Origin of the sequence: Pseudomonas sp. Irchel s3h9 (assembly GCF_900187475.1) — a bacterium.
In the GTDB taxonomy this organism is placed as follows: Bacteria; Pseudomonadota; Gammaproteobacteria; order Pseudomonadales; family Pseudomonadaceae; genus Aquipseudomonas; species Aquipseudomonas neuropathica.
Genome location: NZ_FYDH01000002.1, coordinates 436,255 through 450,790 on the forward strand (window position 1 = coordinate 436,255; position 14,536 = coordinate 450,790).

Consider the following 14,536-nt stretch of genomic DNA (forward strand, 5'->3'; position numbering starts at 1 on the left):
CCAATCACACAGACCGGCCAGCATGAATACAACCCCCGCCCGAAAACCCGCAAAACAGAAAGTTCGTGATGAGCTGACATTCCTTGATGTTTGACAAGCTGCGCGCGATGGTCAGAAAGTGTTCGATAAATTTGTGATCACTGGCAGGCTACCCATTACCCAGTAAATCAAAAAGATCGCAGCCTTCGGCAGCTCCTACAGGAACATGCATTCCAATGTAGGAGCTGCCGAAGGCTGCGATCTTTTGATCTTGAAAGCCCGGACGGCGAAAGCTTCCGGGTTTTTTGTTGCTTGTCTGAAAGTGATAGTGCTTGGCAGAGCGCTTTTCGCGAGCAGGCTCGCTCCCACTTTGGAACGTAGTGGGATCACAGATTTGTGTCCAACGACAATCCCTTGTAGGAGTGAGCCTGCTCGCGATGAGGCCATAACAGCCAGCGAAATTACTGAGGCAACTTCAGCTTATCCAGCAGTCGATTGACCAAAAGTTCGTTGAGCATGATCACCTGTTGCAGCGCCAGCAGCGGTTTGCGCTCCGGGCCGCCGATTGAGTGGGCGATGTTACCGGCCATGGCATGGGCGTATGAAAGCGACTCGCTCGCCTCGACCAGCAGCGTTTCGTCATCCAGCGTGGGGTCGACGAGATAGACCGGGCGAAATTTTGGCGAGCTTGGTGGAGCACCCAGGGCTTCGGGTCGGAGGTAGTAGTCGAGGGCGCGGTCGGTTGCTTCTTTGATCTTTTGCGGGCTAATCGCGGGGTCGTGTGGGATTGGATCGGTAACGGGCGGGTTTGGTGTGATTTTGAACATAGGTGTAACTCCAGTTTCGAATATTAGGAGCCATCACCCTCGCTACCAAACGAGTGGGTGGTGGCCATACGTGGGTTGGTAGACCGGTCGAAACGGGAAACCCGGCGCTCACGAATGAGCCCCACGCATGCCCACCATAAAGATCTGAGCCCCCAAAAAGGGACTGCATACGGTGACGCCATACGGTTTCGAAGCGGGCTACCAAACCCGATCACTGTTTTTCAGTGACAGGGACACGATACAACCCACCTCATAGCCGCGTAAGCAGGCGGATTCTGGCGTACGCGTAGGTAACGGCGCAAGGTGTTGTAGGCCCCGTGGCGTAACGGGCTGTGTACTTTAAACGCGCTCACGGAATCATGTTTACGCGCAGGAAATGCTGGACAGAGAGCGCTTCCAGTTTTTTATCGTGTCAGCGAAATCGCCCCTCACCCTAGCCCTCTCCCAGAGGGAGAGGGGACTGATCGCGGTGTTTGGGAGAGGTACGCCGACATGCAATAGCGCGTTGAACTCAGGCTTTGAAAAGCCCACAAATCGGCTTTCTCTCCCTCGGGAGAGGGCTGGTGTGAGGGCAGTCACAACACAAATTAACAGCCGAACACCGCTTGGCCCTTAACCACTCAATAGGCCGAGTGTCAGCTCGCCTGCTTTTGATCTTGATCCACGGGCGACGTCGGAAGGCTGAGTGAGGGATTGATCCGGGGGTGGGAGCGCAGCGACCGTTTGGCGAAGCCAAACACAGCGAGAGGAGGTGCAGCGAAGCAAACCGTAGGCGCTGCGCCCGGATCGATCCCGGAGCGAAGGGACCCCGAGCCTTAGCGAGCGGGCCGTACGTAGGAGCAAGCCTTTTGGGTTACCTTTTCGGCGTTTGGAAAAGGTGACCCGCCGTAAGGGCGGAACCCTAAGTGGCCGTTACCGCAGCAACGGATATGTACCCAAAAAATATGTCGCAGCTGAAATCGATCCCCCTCACCCCAGCCCTCTCCCCCATGGGGGCGAGGGGGAAAGGGAGCAGATCTTCATGCAGTTCAAAATCTCAGCCCAGCTCGGTCAGTTGCTGAGAAACTCGGCTATTTTCTGCGCAGCGCTGGCCAAATGCTGTTCATGGGTAAACCCGGAAACCTTTAATGGCTTGAGGTCATGATCGCCGGCAGCTAACCACGCCACCTCAATACTCGGTGACAAGGTGTAAGCCTCAACCGCCTCACGATTGCCTAACGCATCCCGCTCGCCCTGCACAATCAACGTCCGAGTCTGCAAACCAGCCAAATGCTCAACCCGAGGCTTCTCCGGCTTCCCCACCGCATAAAACGGATACCCCAGACACACCAAAGCATCCGCTTCCAATTCGTCAGCCAAAAGACTGGCCATCCGCCCACCCATAGACTTCCCGCCAATGGCCAAAACCCCAGCGACATGACGCCGCACCTCGGCATACACCTCACGCCAACACTCCTGCAATTTCCCCGCAGGATTCGGCGGCCGCTTCACCCCATCCACCCGCCGCTGCGCCATATAAGGAAACTCAAACCGCAACACGTTCACACCCAGTGCAGCAAGGCGCCCAGCCATGTCGGTCATCCAATCGCTATCCATCGGCGCCCCCGCCCCATGCGCGAGGATCAACGTCACAAACGCCTTACCCTCAGCGGCATCCCAAAGCCATCCATGATCACGCACACACTGCGCCCATTGATCCCCGTCAATACTGGCCTTGTGCTGTTTGTCCATGCTTGCCTCGCTTTTAGTCTGCCTATAACTCCAGACGAAGGATTCGCCGCGTGTCTTGCGCGCGCTCACTTCGGCTGAACCGTGGATGGGGAACCATGAACACTTCTATCAGTACCGCCTACAACTACAAGGTGGTCCGCCAATTCGCCATTATGACGGTGGTGTGGGGCATCGTCGGCATGGGCCTCGGGGTTTTTCTCGCGGCTCAATTGGTCTGGCCCGAACTCAACTTCAATTTGCCCTGGACCAGTTTCGGCCGTCTGCGCCCGCTGCACACCAACGCGGTAATCTTCGCGTTCGGTGGCTGTGCGCTGTTCGCCAGTTCGTTTTACTCGGTGCAACGCACCTGCCAGACACAACTGTTTGCGCCGAAAATCGCCGCGTTCTGCTTCTGGGGCTGGCAACTGGTGATCCTGCTGGCGGCGATCAGCCTGCCACTGGGTTACACCAGTTCCAAGGAATACGCCGAGCTGGAATGGCCGATCGACATCCTGATCACCATCGTCTGGGTCGCCTACGCCATCGTGTTCTTCGGCACGATCATGCAGCGCAAGACCAAGCACATCTACGTGGGCAACTGGTTCTTCGGCGCGTTCATCATCACCGTGGCGATTCTGCACATCGTCAACAACCTTGAATTGCCGGTGAGTTTCACCAAGTCCTACTCGGTGTACGCCGGTGCAACCGACGCGATGGTGCAATGGTGGTACGGCCACAACGCCGTAGGCTTTTTCCTCACCGCTGGTTTCCTCGGGATGATGTACTACTTCGTACCGAAACAGGCCGAGCGTCCGGTGTATTCGTATCGCCTGTCGATCGTGCACTTCTGGGCCTTGATCACCCTGTACATCTGGGCCGGCCCGCACCACTTGCACTACACCGCGCTGCCAGACTGGGCACAGTCGCTGGGCATGGTGATGTCGCTGATTCTGCTGGCACCGAGCTGGGGCGGCATGATCAACGGCATGATGACCCTCTCAGGCGCCTGGCATAAATTGCGCAGCGACCCGATCCTGCGCTTCCTTGTGGTCTCGCTGGCGTTCTACGGCATGTCGACCTTCGAAGGTCCGATGATGGCGATCAAGACCGTCAACGCCCTCTCCCACTACACCGACTGGACCATCGGCCACGTACATGCCGGCGCCCTCGGCTGGGTGGCGATGATCTCGATCGGCGCGCTGTACCACATGATCCCGAAAATCTTCGGCAAGGCGCAGATGCACAGCGTCGGTTTGATCAACGCGCACTTCTGGCTCGCGACCATCGGCACCGTGCTCTACATCGCGTCGATGTGGGTCAACGGCATCGCCCAAGGCTTGATGTGGCGTGCGGTAAACGAGGACGGCACGCTGACCTACTCCTTCGTCGAAACCCTGGTGGCCAGCCACCCAGGCTTCGTCGTGCGGCTGATTGGTGGCGCGATCTTCCTCAGCGGCATGTTCCTGATGGCTTACAACACCTGGCGCACCGTGCGGGCCTCGCAGCCTGCTGACGTCGTTGCTGCCGCGCAGATGGCCTGAGGAGTCCGCCATGAAACACGAAACGATTGAAAAGAACGTCGGCCTGTTGATGTTGCTCATGGTCTTTGCCGTGAGCATCGGCGGCCTGACCCAGATCGTCCCGCTGTTCTTCCAGGACGTCACCAACAAACCGGTGGAAGGCATGAAGCCCTACACCGCGCTGCAACTGGAAGGCCGCGACATCTACATCCGCGAAGGCTGCGTCGGTTGCCACTCGCAGATGATCCGCCCGTTCCGCGCCGAAACCGAGCGCTACGGGCACTACTCGGTTGCGGGCGAAAGCGTGTGGGATCACCCGTTCCTGTGGGGTTCGAAACGTACCGGTCCGGACCTCGCCCGGGTCGGCGCGCGTTACTCGGATGACTGGCACCGCGCGCACTTGTACAACCCGCGCAACGTCGTACCGGAATCGAAAATGCCGGCCTATCCGTGGCTGGTCACGCAAGCGGTCGACAGCAGCCACACCGAAACCAAGCTCAAGACCATGCGCACCCTCGGCGTGCCGTACACCGACGACGACATCAGCGGTGCGGTGGCCAGCCTCAAGGGGAAGACCGAAATGGACGCCCTCGTCTCCTACCTGCAAGTGCTCGGCACTGCGATCAAGAGCAAGAGGTGAGCCATGGTCATTGAAATGAGCACAGGGCTGATCCGTGGTTTAGGCACCGTTGTCGTGTTTATAGCTTTCGTCGGTTTGACTTTGTGGGTATTCAACCGCAAGCGCACCCCGGAATTCGCCGAAGCGCGTCTGCTGCCGTTCGCCGACGAGCCGCAACCCGACACAACCCCAGTAAATGAGACAAGGAGTACCCGGCCATGACCACCTTCTGGAGTACGTGGATCTGCGTACTGACCATCGGCAGCCTGATCGGCCTGACGTGGCTGCTGATCGGCACGCGCCGGGGCGAGACCAAGGGCAGCGTAGACCAGACCATGGGCCATAGCTTCGACGGCATCGAGGAGTACGACAACCCGCTGCCGCAGTGGTGGTTCATGCTGTTCGCCGGCACGCTGGTGTTTTCCGTGGGCTATCTGATCCTCTATCCGGGCCTGGGCAACTGGAAAGGCATCCTGCCGGGTTACGAGGATGGCTGGACCGGCGTGCACGAGTGGGAAAAGGAAATGAACAAGGCCGACGCCAAATTCGGGCCGATCTTCGCCAAGTTCGCCGCCATGCCGCTGGAAGAAGTGGCGAAGGATCCGCAGGCGCTGAAGATGGGTGGCCGCCTGTTCGCCTCCAACTGCTCGGTGTGCCACGGCTCAGACGCCAAAGGCGCGTTCGGTTTCCCTAACCTCGCCGACAGCGACTGGCGCTGGGGTGGCGACGCCGACACCATCAAGACCACCATCATGGGTGGCCGGATGGCGGCAATGCCGGCCTGGGGCGAAGTGTTGGGCGAAGCCGGGGTGAAAAACGTCGCGGCGTACGTCCGTCACGAACTGGCCGGTCTGCCATTGCCAGCCGATAACAAGGCTGACCTGCAAGCCGGACAGCAGGCGTTCAGCACTACTTGCGTGGCCTGTCATGGGGCAACCGGCCAAGGTACTGAAGCCATGGGGGCGCCAAATCTGACGCACCCGGCCGGGTTTATCTATGGCACCAGCCTGACCCAACTCGAGCAAACCATTCGCCATGGTCGCCAAGGCCACATGCCGGCGCAGAACGAGCTGCTGGGTAACGATAAAGTGCAATTGCTGGCCGCTTATGTGTACAGCCTGTCACATGGATTGAATACAGAAAAACTGATTACTGAAGACAACAAGAAGTAAGCATTGCGTACACATCTGCCGCACCATTCTCGGTGCGGCAGCATCCAGCCCCTTTGCGACGCATTGTCGCACCCCTTCACACCCTCTCCTTTCGGTTCCTCTGATTCGGGTCTACGCTTGCTCGATGCGGACTGGCTTGTGCCGGTTCCAGGTCAACGCTGACTGCTGTGTTCCGCGAACCGGCTGACTGATGTGGCCGCAAACGCCGGTAGATACCGGCTGTCGTGCCATTTAGCGTCCGTCACCCGAACTGAGCGTTTGAACACACCCCGTTACAAGCGACCTGAACCCCTCGCTTTTTTCGTCCGCTGCGACATTTTGTCCGAGGCCAATTTTGTCCTTACGCGGCGCATGGAAAGGCCGCAGAATCAGCGTTGGAAAGCATTGACCCAGGTCATGGCGCGTTGCAATGACCCCCTGCTCTCTGCATACTTGCGGCCGATTTTAATCCTAATAAAACACCCAAACCGTGGAACCTTAGAATGAGCACAGCAATCAGTCCGACTGCTTATAACTATAAGGTAGTCCGCCAGTTCGCCATCATGACGGTGGTCTGGGGGATCCTTGGCATGGGGCTCGGTGTCTTCATCGCCTCGCAACTGGTCTGGCCGGAGTTGAACTTCGGTCTGCCTTGGACGAGCTTTGGACGCCTGCGCCCGTTGCACACAAACCTGGTGATTTTCGCCTTCGGTGGTTGTGCACTGTTTGCCACTTCCTACTATGTCGTGCAGCGAACCTGCCAGACGCGACTGATTTCCGACAGCCTCGCGGCCTTCACCTTCTGGGGCTGGCAAGCGGTGATCGTCGGCGCGATCATTACCTTGCCGCTGGGTTACACCACCACCAAGGAATACGCGGAACTGGAATGGCCACTGGCTATTCTGCTGGCGATTGTCTGGGTCACCTACGGTCTGGTGTTCTTCGGCACCATCACCAAGCGCAAAACCAAGCACATTTATGTGGGTAACTGGTTCTACGGCGCGTTCATCGTCGTCACGGCGATGCTGCACATCGTCAACCACGCCTCCCTGCCGGTGAGCTTCTTCAAGTCCTACTCCGCCTACTCCGGCGCGACCGATGCGATGATCCAGTGGTGGTACGGCCACAACGCGGTGGGCTTCTTCCTGACCACCGGTTTCCTCGGGATGATGTACTACTTCGTGCCGAAACAGGCCGAGCGTCCGATCTACTCCTATCGCCTGTCGATCGTGCACTTCTGGGCGCTGATCACCCTGTACATCTGGGCCGGTCCGCACCACCTGCACTACACCGCACTGCCGGATTGGGCACAATCGCTGGGCATGGCGATGTCGATCATCCTTCTGGCGCCAAGCTGGGGCGGCATGATCAACGGCATGATGACCCTGTCGGGCGCCTGGCATAAGCTGCGCACCGACCCGATCCTGCGCTTCCTCGTGGTCTCGTTGGCGTTCTACGGCATGTCGACCTTCGAAGGGCCGATGATGGCGATCAAGACCGTCAACTCGCTCTCGCACTACACCGACTGGACCATTGGCCACGTACACGCTGGCGCTCTCGGCTGGGTAGCGATGATCTCGATCGGCGCGATCTACCACATGATCCCGCGCCTGTTCGGCCGTGCGCAGATGCACAGTGTTGGCCTGATCAACGCGCACTTCTGGCTCGCGACCATCGGCACCGTGCTCTACATCGCTTCGATGTGGGTCAACGGCATCACGCAGGGCCTGATGTGGCGTGCAATCAACGACGACGGCACCCTCACCTACTCGTTCGTTGAAGCGCTGCAAGCCAGCCACCCGGGCTACATCGTTCGCGCCTTGGGCGGTGCTTTCTTCGCCAGCGGCATGTTCCTGATGGCTTACAACGTCTGGCGCACCGTGCGCGCCTCGAACCCGGCTGAAGCCGAAGCCGCTGCCCAGATCGCTGTCGTTGGAGCTCACTGATGAAGCATGAAGCTGTCGAGAAGAATATTGGCCTGCTGGCCTTCTTCATGGTCATCGCCGTCAGCGTTGGCGGCCTGACCCAAATCGTTCCGCTGTTTTTCCAGGACGTCACCAATAAGCCAGTCGAAGGCATGAAGCCGCGTTCGGCGCTGGAACTGGAAGGCCGCGACGTTTACATCGCCAACGGCTGTGTCGGCTGCCACTCGCAGATGATCCGTCCGTTCCGTGCCGAAACCGAACGCTATGGGCACTACTCGGTCGCCGGTGAAAGCGTCTGGGATCACCCGTTCCTGTGGGGTTCCAAACGTACCGGGCCAGATCTGGCCCGTGTTGGCGGTCGTTACTCCGATGACTGGCAGCGTGCGCACTTGTACAACCCGCGCAACGTCGTGCCTGAGTCGAAAATGCCGGCTTACCCGTTCCTCGTAGAAAACAAGCTCGACGGCAAAGACACTGCCAAGAAAATGGAAGTGTTGCGCACGCTCGGCGTTCCTTACACCGACGAAGACATCGCCGGGGCCAAGGATGCCGTGAAGGGCAAAACCGAAATGGACGCGCTGGTGGCCTATCTGCAAGGCCTGGGCACCATCATCAAAAGCAAACGGTGATCTAGATGGATATCGGGATGATTCGTGGCCTGGGCACCGTTGTCGTGATGGTGGCCTTCATCGGTCTGGCGTTGTGGGTGTTCAGCCCCAAGCGCAAGTCGGAGTTTGAAGACGCGACCTTGTTGCCTTTTGCGGATGATCCCGAAGCCATCAAGCACGTCGAGCAAGCTTCTAGGAGTAACAAAGAATGACTACATTCTGGAGTCTGTACGTCACAGTCCTCAGTCTCGGTACGATCTTTTCCCTGACCTGGCTGCTGCTGTCGACCCGCAAGGGCCAGCGCAGCGAACAGACGGACGAGACGGTCGGGCACTCCTTCGACGGGATCGAGGAGTACGACAACCCACTGCCGAAATGGTGGTTCATGCTGTTTGTCGGCACCATCATTTTTGCCTTGGGTTACCTGGTGCTGTACCCGGGCCTGGGCAACTGGAAAGGCCTGCTGCCGGGCTACAACTACCTCGATAACGACAAGCAGACCGCGTTCGCCAATGGCCAGACCGGCTGGACCGGCGTGCACGAGTGGGAAAAGGAAATGGCCCGCTCGGACGCCAAGTTCGGTCCGATCTTCGCCAAGTTCGCTGCCATGCCAATCGAAGAAGTGGCCAAGGATCCGCAAGCACTGAAGATGGGTGGCCGTTTGTTCGCCTCCAACTGCTCGGTGTGCCACGGTTCCGACGCCAAGGGTGCCTACGGTTTCCCTAACCTGACCGACGCCGACTGGCGCTGGGGCGGCGAGCCGGAAACCATCAAGACCACCATCATGGGCGGTCGTCACGCGGTGATGCCGGCCTGGGCTGAAGTGATTGGTGAGCAAGGCGTTGCCGACGTGGCAGCGTTTGTCGTGACCAACCTGGATGGCCGCAAACTGCCGGAAGGCACCAAGGCTGACCCGGCTAACGGCGGTAAACTGTTTGCCGCCAACTGCGTGGCCTGCCACGGTCCGGCCGGCAAAGGCACCCCCGCCATGGGCGCGCCTGACCTGACCCACCCGGGTGCGTTCATCTACGGTTCGAGCTTCGCGCAACTGCAGCAGACCATCCGTTACGGCCGTCAGGGCCAGATGCCTGCGCAGGAACAACTGCAAGGCAACGACAAGGTGCACCTGCTGGCGGCATATGTTTACAGCCTGTCCCACGGTGAAAAAGCACCCGAAGCGAACGCCGAGTAAGGCCAGCGCTTGAAGTAGAAAAGGCCCCGCCAATGTTGATTGGCGGGGCCTTTTTTCATGCTGGAATTCATGCCTTGAAACGTTTGCTCAATAGACCTGAGGAAAGCTGCCCTGTAGGTTTTTCTCACCCCGATGAGCAGCATCGGGTCAACCTTCAAGGATGAAGCCTACATGTCAAAGAATGACGAAACCACACTGCCAAAACGTTTGCAGTCCCTCCATGATCATGAAGCAACGCTGGTGAATAGGCCTGTGGCACCCGCACGCTCACCCTCACCAAACCCCGTAGGTTGCCCAGGTAACAGCGGCGGTCTGGACGGTCTTGGCGGCGGCAGATTGCCCTGACAGGGGGCAGCAAAACACAGCGAATTTACGTCCAATATCCTGCGCCCCTGCCCTTTGGCCGGGGCGCTTTCGCCGGTGCCGTTATGACAGTGATAAACCGATCGTCCGCAACCCACCTTTTCGATTGCGGGGCAAACCCCAAAGTAGTAACGTTTCTACACCAGGATCACCGGAGGCCGAACATGATGGCCATCACGACCATTTCCAGCCGCGAATTCAACCAGGACACCAGTGCTGCCAAAAAAGCCGCGCATCAGGGCCCGGTCATCATTACCGATCGTGGCAAGCCTGCCCATGTACTGCTGTGCATCGAGGAATACCAGAAACTGACCGGTACCCAGACCAGCATCGTCGATCTGCTGGTCATGCCGAATGCGCCTGACATCGAATTCGAACCCGAGCGCGCCGTCATCACTCCTCGCAGCGTGGACCTGTCCTGATGTTTCTACTGGATACCAATGTAGTTTCCGAACTGCGAAAACCCCAGGCCGACAAGCAGGTGGTGACATGGGCAAACAGCGTCGCCCCGGCCAGCCTGTATTTATCGGCCATCACTGTGCTGGAGCTGGAAACCGGCATTCTGCGTATCGAACGCCGCGACCCGCCACAAGGAGGGATGCTGCGCAACTGGCTCGAGCGTCATGTCAAACCCGCATTCTCGGGAAGAATCCTCTCGGTCGATAGCACCGTCGCTAGCCGATGCGCACAGCTGCACGTGCCTGATCGCAGCAATGAATGCGACGCTTTGATCGCCGCCACCGCGCTTGTTCATGGGCTGACGCTGGTCACCCGTAATGTTGCCGATTTCCAACTCAGCGGCGTTCATCTGATCAATCCATGGAACGCTGCCAATCACTGATCGTACAAAGCCCCGCCTAATCACTGGCGGGGCTTTTTTTATGGGCGCTTGGCAAAGATTGAATGCACCGGCGTCGTATCGATCAGCGTTCGATTGCGCCACTGATTGTTCTTCACCAGATAGACCTGCAACTGCTTGCGGTCCTCGGTGAAACTGGCAATCAGATAGGTTTGCTGAGACGTACTGCCGCTCAGGTAGATGGGTACGCTACCCTCCCAATAAGCATCACCTCCATCCTTATGCAAATGGCCGGCAAAGATCGCCGTCACTTGATATTTGTTGACCATATCGGTGAAGCGTTTCTGTTGCGCCTGGGTCCCCTGGTGGCGCAACGGTTTATGCATATTGATGATGATGGCGTACCCCGAGGCTCGCGCCAGTCTGAGGTCCGTCTCGAGCCAGTCGAGCGCATCGTTGATTTCAAATGTCGTCGGGTTCAATGGATGAGCAATGCGGGTGGTATACGTCGGTTCGTTATTGAGTTGAACCATATGAACTTCGCCGATATTTTTTGAATAGGCGAGACTGCCAGAGTACTTTTTACTGAGAAACCCACTGGTGATTTTCAGATCAAAGCTGTCGACTTTACCCTCATGGTGTTCTTTGAATTCGACGATACTTCCCGCTGCACAGCTATTACTAAAACAATCATCAACATTGTTTTCATAATCGTGATTACCCAAGCCATACAAATACTCACCTTTGAAGTGCTTGGTCAGTAAATCCTTCATGAACGAACGCTGCCAGCCATGACCAAAAGCGGTTATATCGCCATTGATCATCAAAGGCACCTGGGCTTGAGAGCCGTGCTGATTTCTGAACTCGGCAATACTCCCAAGCTGAGTATCAACCAGCCATTTCGAACGAACATCGAATTCGGCGTCGGATTCCGGCTCCCGGTCATCAGTCTTGTCGGTCCAGGGATATTGAGTATCCGAGGCAAAAACCATGTGTTTCGGTGTTCCGCTTATAGCCTGCGCCGATACAACCGTCGCCCACAAACAAACACCCAGCACAACGCTTGCAAACTTGTTAAAAGCCATACATTAAATTCCGTTTAGATTAATCAATCAGACGCAAACTTTTCGCGCAAACAGAACTTATTCGAAAAAACAGAAAACTTCAAAGCACTCATAAAGAACAATCAATTGGATTTATTTCAGAGGCACTAACCGCACAACTTGAATAACCTGCAGAGCACTGAAAATAAACATGACAAGTTCCATTCAACCTGGCGTGGTCCACGCAAAACCACATTCAAAGTTTTCTTTCAGGACAGACACGCGTCGAGTTGTGCAAAGGAAACCCTGAACGTGACGCCATTCGTGCGTGCGTCCAATCTGACCAGGCTTTTTTATGAAACTCGCAATGACCGCAGCGGCGGACTGTTCTCCCGTGGAAACAATGAATTAGCCCTCAAGCCAAAACCGTCCATACTCAACAAGTCAATTGACCTGCATCATGCTTTGCTGCATTCGCTACACCATTCAGGTTTTTTACCCAACGCGACCAAAGGTCGCACCCTTGAGCCAGAGCGACCGGCGTATCATTGCGCCACTGCAACACCCCTTTCTGACCTGGGTTGGCACGTATCGACCGAGGCATTTTTCCACTGCCGTGGGATGCAATGATGAGCAACCAGATTCCGGTACACGACGTCACACCACCGAGCAAAAACGCGAACAACAGCGTTGACCTTTACGCCTCTCGAGAAAAAATCTACACCCGTGCTTTCACTGGCCTGTTCCGCAATCTGCGGATGATGGGCGGTGCGGCATTGTTTCTGCTGTATTTCGGTACGGTGTGGCTGAACTGGGGCGGTCATCAGGCCGTGTGGTGGAACCTGCCGGAGCGCAAGTTCTTCATCTTCGGCGCCACTTTCTGGCCACAGGATTTCATTCTGCTCTCGGGCCTGTTGATCATTGCCGCGTTCGGCCTGTTCTTCATTACCGTGTACGCCGGCCGGGTCTGGTGCGGCTACACCTGTCCGCAAAGTGTGTGGACGTGGATTTTCATGTGGTGCGAGAAGGTCACCGAAGGCGACCGTAATCAGCGCATCAAGCTCGACAAGGCGCCGATGAGCGCCAACAAGTTCGCGCGCAAACTCGCCAAACACGCGCTGTGGCTGTTGATCGGTTTTGTCACCGGCATGACCTTCGTTGGCTACTTCTCGCCGATCCGTGAACTGGTCTTCGAATTCTTCACCGGCCAGGCCGATGGCTGGTCGTATTTCTGGGTCGGCTTCTTCACCCTCGCCACTTACGGCAACGCCGGTTGGCTGCGTGAGCAGGTGTGCATTTACATGTGCCCGTACGCACGCTTCCAGAGCGTGATGTTCGACAAGGACACGCTGATCGTCTCCTACGACCCGCGTCGCGGCGAAAGCCGTGGCCCGCGCAAGAAAGGCGTCGATTACAAGGCCCAGGGCCTGGGCGATTGCATCGATTGCACCATGTGCGTTCAGGTGTGCCCGACCGGCATCGACATCCGCGACGGTCTGCAGATCGAGTGCATTGGCTGCGCGGCCTGCATCGACGCCTGCGACAGCATCATGGACAAGATGGATTACCCGCGCGGGCTGATCAGCTACACCACCGAACACAACCTGTCCGGGCAGAAAACCCATAAACTGCGGCCACGCCTGATCGGCTATGCCGTAGTGTTGCTGGCGATGATCAGCCTGTTGGTCACTGCATTCGTGATGCGCTCGCTGGTTGGCTTCGACGTCAGCAAGGACCGCGTGCTATACCGCGAAAACGCCGAAGGCCGGATCGAAAACGTCTACAGCCTGAAGATCATGAACAAGGATCAGCGCGACCACACTTACGTGCTGGAAGCCGCCGGCCTGCCCGACCTGCGCCTGCAAGGCAAACGCGAGATCAAAGTCGCGGCCGGCGACATCGTCAGCATGCCGGTCGAGTTGTCGAGCGCACCGGAGCAACTGCCATCGAGCACCAATGAGGTGAAATTCCTCCTCAAGGATGCCGATGACGACAGCGTCCACGTTGAAGCCAAGAGCCGATTCATCGGCCCACAAATCCGTTGAGAGAACTGAACATGCCCGCAGCAAACGCCGCAAGTCCCTGGTACAAGCACCTTTGGCCATGGATCATCATCGGAATTCTGGCCTGTTCGGTGACCCTGACTCTGTCCATGGTGACCATTGCGGTGAACAACCCGGACAACCTCGTCAACGACAACTACTACGAGGCCGGCAAAGGCATCAACCGTTCGCTGGACCGTGAGCTGTTGGCACAGACTCTGAAGATGCGCGCCGCTGTGCATCTGGATGACGTGACCGGTGAAGTTGATCTGCGTTTAAGCGGTGACAGTCAGCCAAAGACTCTGGAGCTGAACCTGATTTCACCGACGCAGCCGGAGAAGGATCGCAAGATTGTCCTGACCCGCAGCGAGACCGAAACCGGGCGTTACATCGGCCAATTGGGTGACAAAGTTGAAGGTCGCCGGTTTGTCGAGTTGCTGGGCACTCAGGATGATCACGTCTGGCGGATGTTCGAGGAAGAATTGGTTAACCATGACAAGGATCTGCTGCTGGGTGATGAACCGCTGCAAGGTGCCGAAGATTTGAAGAAGTAAACAACTTCAAAAGCCCCCTCACCCTAGCCCTCTCCCCCTGGAGAGGGAACTGATCTCGAGCGTTTGCACGTTTTGTGTATGACAGTGAAAATCCAGGCGACTGAGCCTGTTTTCAGGCTCACACCGATCGGCTCCTTCTCCCTCCGGGAGAGGGGACTGATCTAGAGCGTTTGCACGTTTTGTGTATGACAGTAAAGATCCAGC

Annotated in this window: 16 protein-coding genes; 13 read left to right on the plus strand and 3 right to left on the minus strand. The window is 57.4% G+C overall.

Features of this window, described 5'->3' with window-relative positions; all coding sequences use genetic code 11:
- Positions 1-440: 440 nt before the first annotated feature.
- Positions 441-806, minus strand: coding sequence for a DUF6124 family protein (locus tag CKW26_RS04825; RefSeq protein WP_095047709.1), 366 nt, complete (start codon positions 804-806; stop codon positions 441-443).
- A 1,050-nt stretch (positions 807-1,856) separates the two neighbouring features.
- Entirely contained in the window at positions 1,857-2,537 is a 681-nt protein-coding gene (locus CKW26_RS04830; protein ID WP_095047710.1) for an alpha/beta family hydrolase, read from the minus strand.
- Positions 2,538-2,632: 95 nt separating this feature from the next.
- Between CKW26_RS04830 and ccoN (CKW26_RS04835) the strand changes: the two genes are divergently transcribed.
- The 10 genes from ccoN (CKW26_RS04835) to CKW26_RS04880 all read left to right on the plus strand — a co-directional run bounded on the left by ccoN (CKW26_RS04835) (position 2,633) and on the right by CKW26_RS04880 (position 10,735).
- Entirely contained in the window at positions 2,633-4,057 is a 1,425-nt protein-coding gene (gene ccoN, locus CKW26_RS04835) for a cytochrome-c oxidase, cbb3-type subunit I (RefSeq protein ID WP_008082029.1), read from the plus strand.
- Positions 4,058-4,067: 10 nt separating this feature from the next.
- Complete coding sequence (ccoO, locus tag CKW26_RS04840) at positions 4,068-4,676, plus strand: cytochrome-c oxidase, cbb3-type subunit II (RefSeq protein WP_003223389.1); 609 nt, start codon at positions 4,068-4,070, stop codon at positions 4,674-4,676.
- 3 nt (positions 4,677-4,679) lie between these two features.
- Positions 4,680-4,877, plus strand: coding sequence for a cbb3-type cytochrome c oxidase subunit 3 (locus tag CKW26_RS04845; protein ID WP_095047711.1), 198 nt, complete (start codon positions 4,680-4,682; stop codon positions 4,875-4,877).
- Positions 4,874-5,827 (plus strand): cytochrome-c oxidase, cbb3-type subunit III, encoded by a 954-nt coding sequence (ccoP, locus tag CKW26_RS04850; RefSeq protein ID WP_095047712.1) that lies wholly within the window; start codon positions 4,874-4,876, stop codon positions 5,825-5,827. The genes CKW26_RS04845 and ccoP (CKW26_RS04850) overlap by 4 nt, the downstream gene beginning before the upstream one ends.
- A 482-nt stretch (positions 5,828-6,309) precedes the next feature.
- A complete protein-coding gene (gene ccoN, locus CKW26_RS04855) occupies positions 6,310-7,752 on the plus strand; it encodes a cytochrome-c oxidase, cbb3-type subunit I (RefSeq protein WP_093431876.1) in 1,443 nt (480 codons plus the stop codon).
- On the plus strand, positions 7,752-8,360 hold the full coding sequence (gene ccoO, locus CKW26_RS04860; protein ID WP_095047713.1) for a cytochrome-c oxidase, cbb3-type subunit II: 609 nt from the start codon (positions 7,752-7,754) through the stop codon (positions 8,358-8,360). The genes ccoN (CKW26_RS04855) and ccoO (CKW26_RS04860) overlap by 1 nt, the downstream gene beginning before the upstream one ends.
- A gap of 5 nt (positions 8,361-8,365) precedes the next feature.
- The gene (locus tag CKW26_RS04865) at positions 8,366-8,551 is read left to right on the plus strand and encodes a CcoQ/FixQ family Cbb3-type cytochrome c oxidase assembly chaperone (protein WP_003175465.1); all 186 of its coding nucleotides are present in this window, start codon (positions 8,366-8,368) and stop codon (positions 8,549-8,551) included.
- The gene (gene ccoP, locus CKW26_RS04870; protein WP_093431872.1) at positions 8,548-9,531 is read left to right on the plus strand and encodes a cytochrome-c oxidase, cbb3-type subunit III; all 984 of its coding nucleotides are present in this window, start codon (positions 8,548-8,550) and stop codon (positions 9,529-9,531) included. The genes CKW26_RS04865 and ccoP (CKW26_RS04870) overlap by 4 nt, the downstream gene beginning before the upstream one ends.
- 530 nt (positions 9,532-10,061) lie before the next feature.
- A complete protein-coding gene (locus CKW26_RS04875) occupies positions 10,062-10,316 on the plus strand; it encodes a type II toxin-antitoxin system Phd/YefM family antitoxin (RefSeq protein WP_177409224.1) in 255 nt (84 codons plus the stop codon).
- Positions 10,316-10,735 (plus strand): type II toxin-antitoxin system VapC family toxin, encoded by a 420-nt coding sequence (locus CKW26_RS04880; protein WP_095047715.1) that lies wholly within the window; start codon positions 10,316-10,318, stop codon positions 10,733-10,735. Before CKW26_RS04875 ends, CKW26_RS04880 begins: the two co-directional genes overlap by 1 nt.
- Before the next feature lie 38 nt (positions 10,736-10,773).
- Here CKW26_RS04880 and CKW26_RS04885 read toward each other — a convergent pair whose 3' ends face one another.
- Entirely contained in the window at positions 10,774-11,778 is a 1,005-nt protein-coding gene (locus CKW26_RS04885; RefSeq protein ID WP_095047716.1) for a metallophosphoesterase, read from the minus strand.
- Between the two features lie 138 nt (positions 11,779-11,916).
- On the opposite strand from CKW26_RS04885, the gene CKW26_RS29350 reads away from it, so the two are divergent.
- Genes CKW26_RS29350 through CKW26_RS04895 form a run of 3 tightly spaced genes read left to right on the plus strand, consistent with a single transcriptional unit; the run spans position 11,917 to position 14,332 of the window.
- A complete protein-coding gene (locus CKW26_RS29350; RefSeq protein ID WP_218251720.1) occupies positions 11,917-12,366 on the plus strand; it encodes a hypothetical protein in 450 nt (149 codons plus the stop codon).
- Positions 12,366-13,781 carry a cytochrome c oxidase accessory protein CcoG gene (ccoG, locus tag CKW26_RS04890; protein ID WP_095047717.1) on the plus strand — a complete coding sequence of 472 codons (1,416 nt, stop codon included), beginning with the start codon at positions 12,366-12,368 and terminating at the stop codon, positions 13,779-13,781. The genes CKW26_RS29350 and ccoG overlap by 1 nt, the downstream gene beginning before the upstream one ends.
- 11 nt (positions 13,782-13,792) lie before the next feature.
- Positions 13,793-14,332, plus strand: coding sequence for a FixH family protein (locus tag CKW26_RS04895; protein ID WP_095047718.1), 540 nt, complete (start codon positions 13,793-13,795; stop codon positions 14,330-14,332).
- The last annotated feature ends 204 nt before the right edge of the window (positions 14,333-14,536 follow it).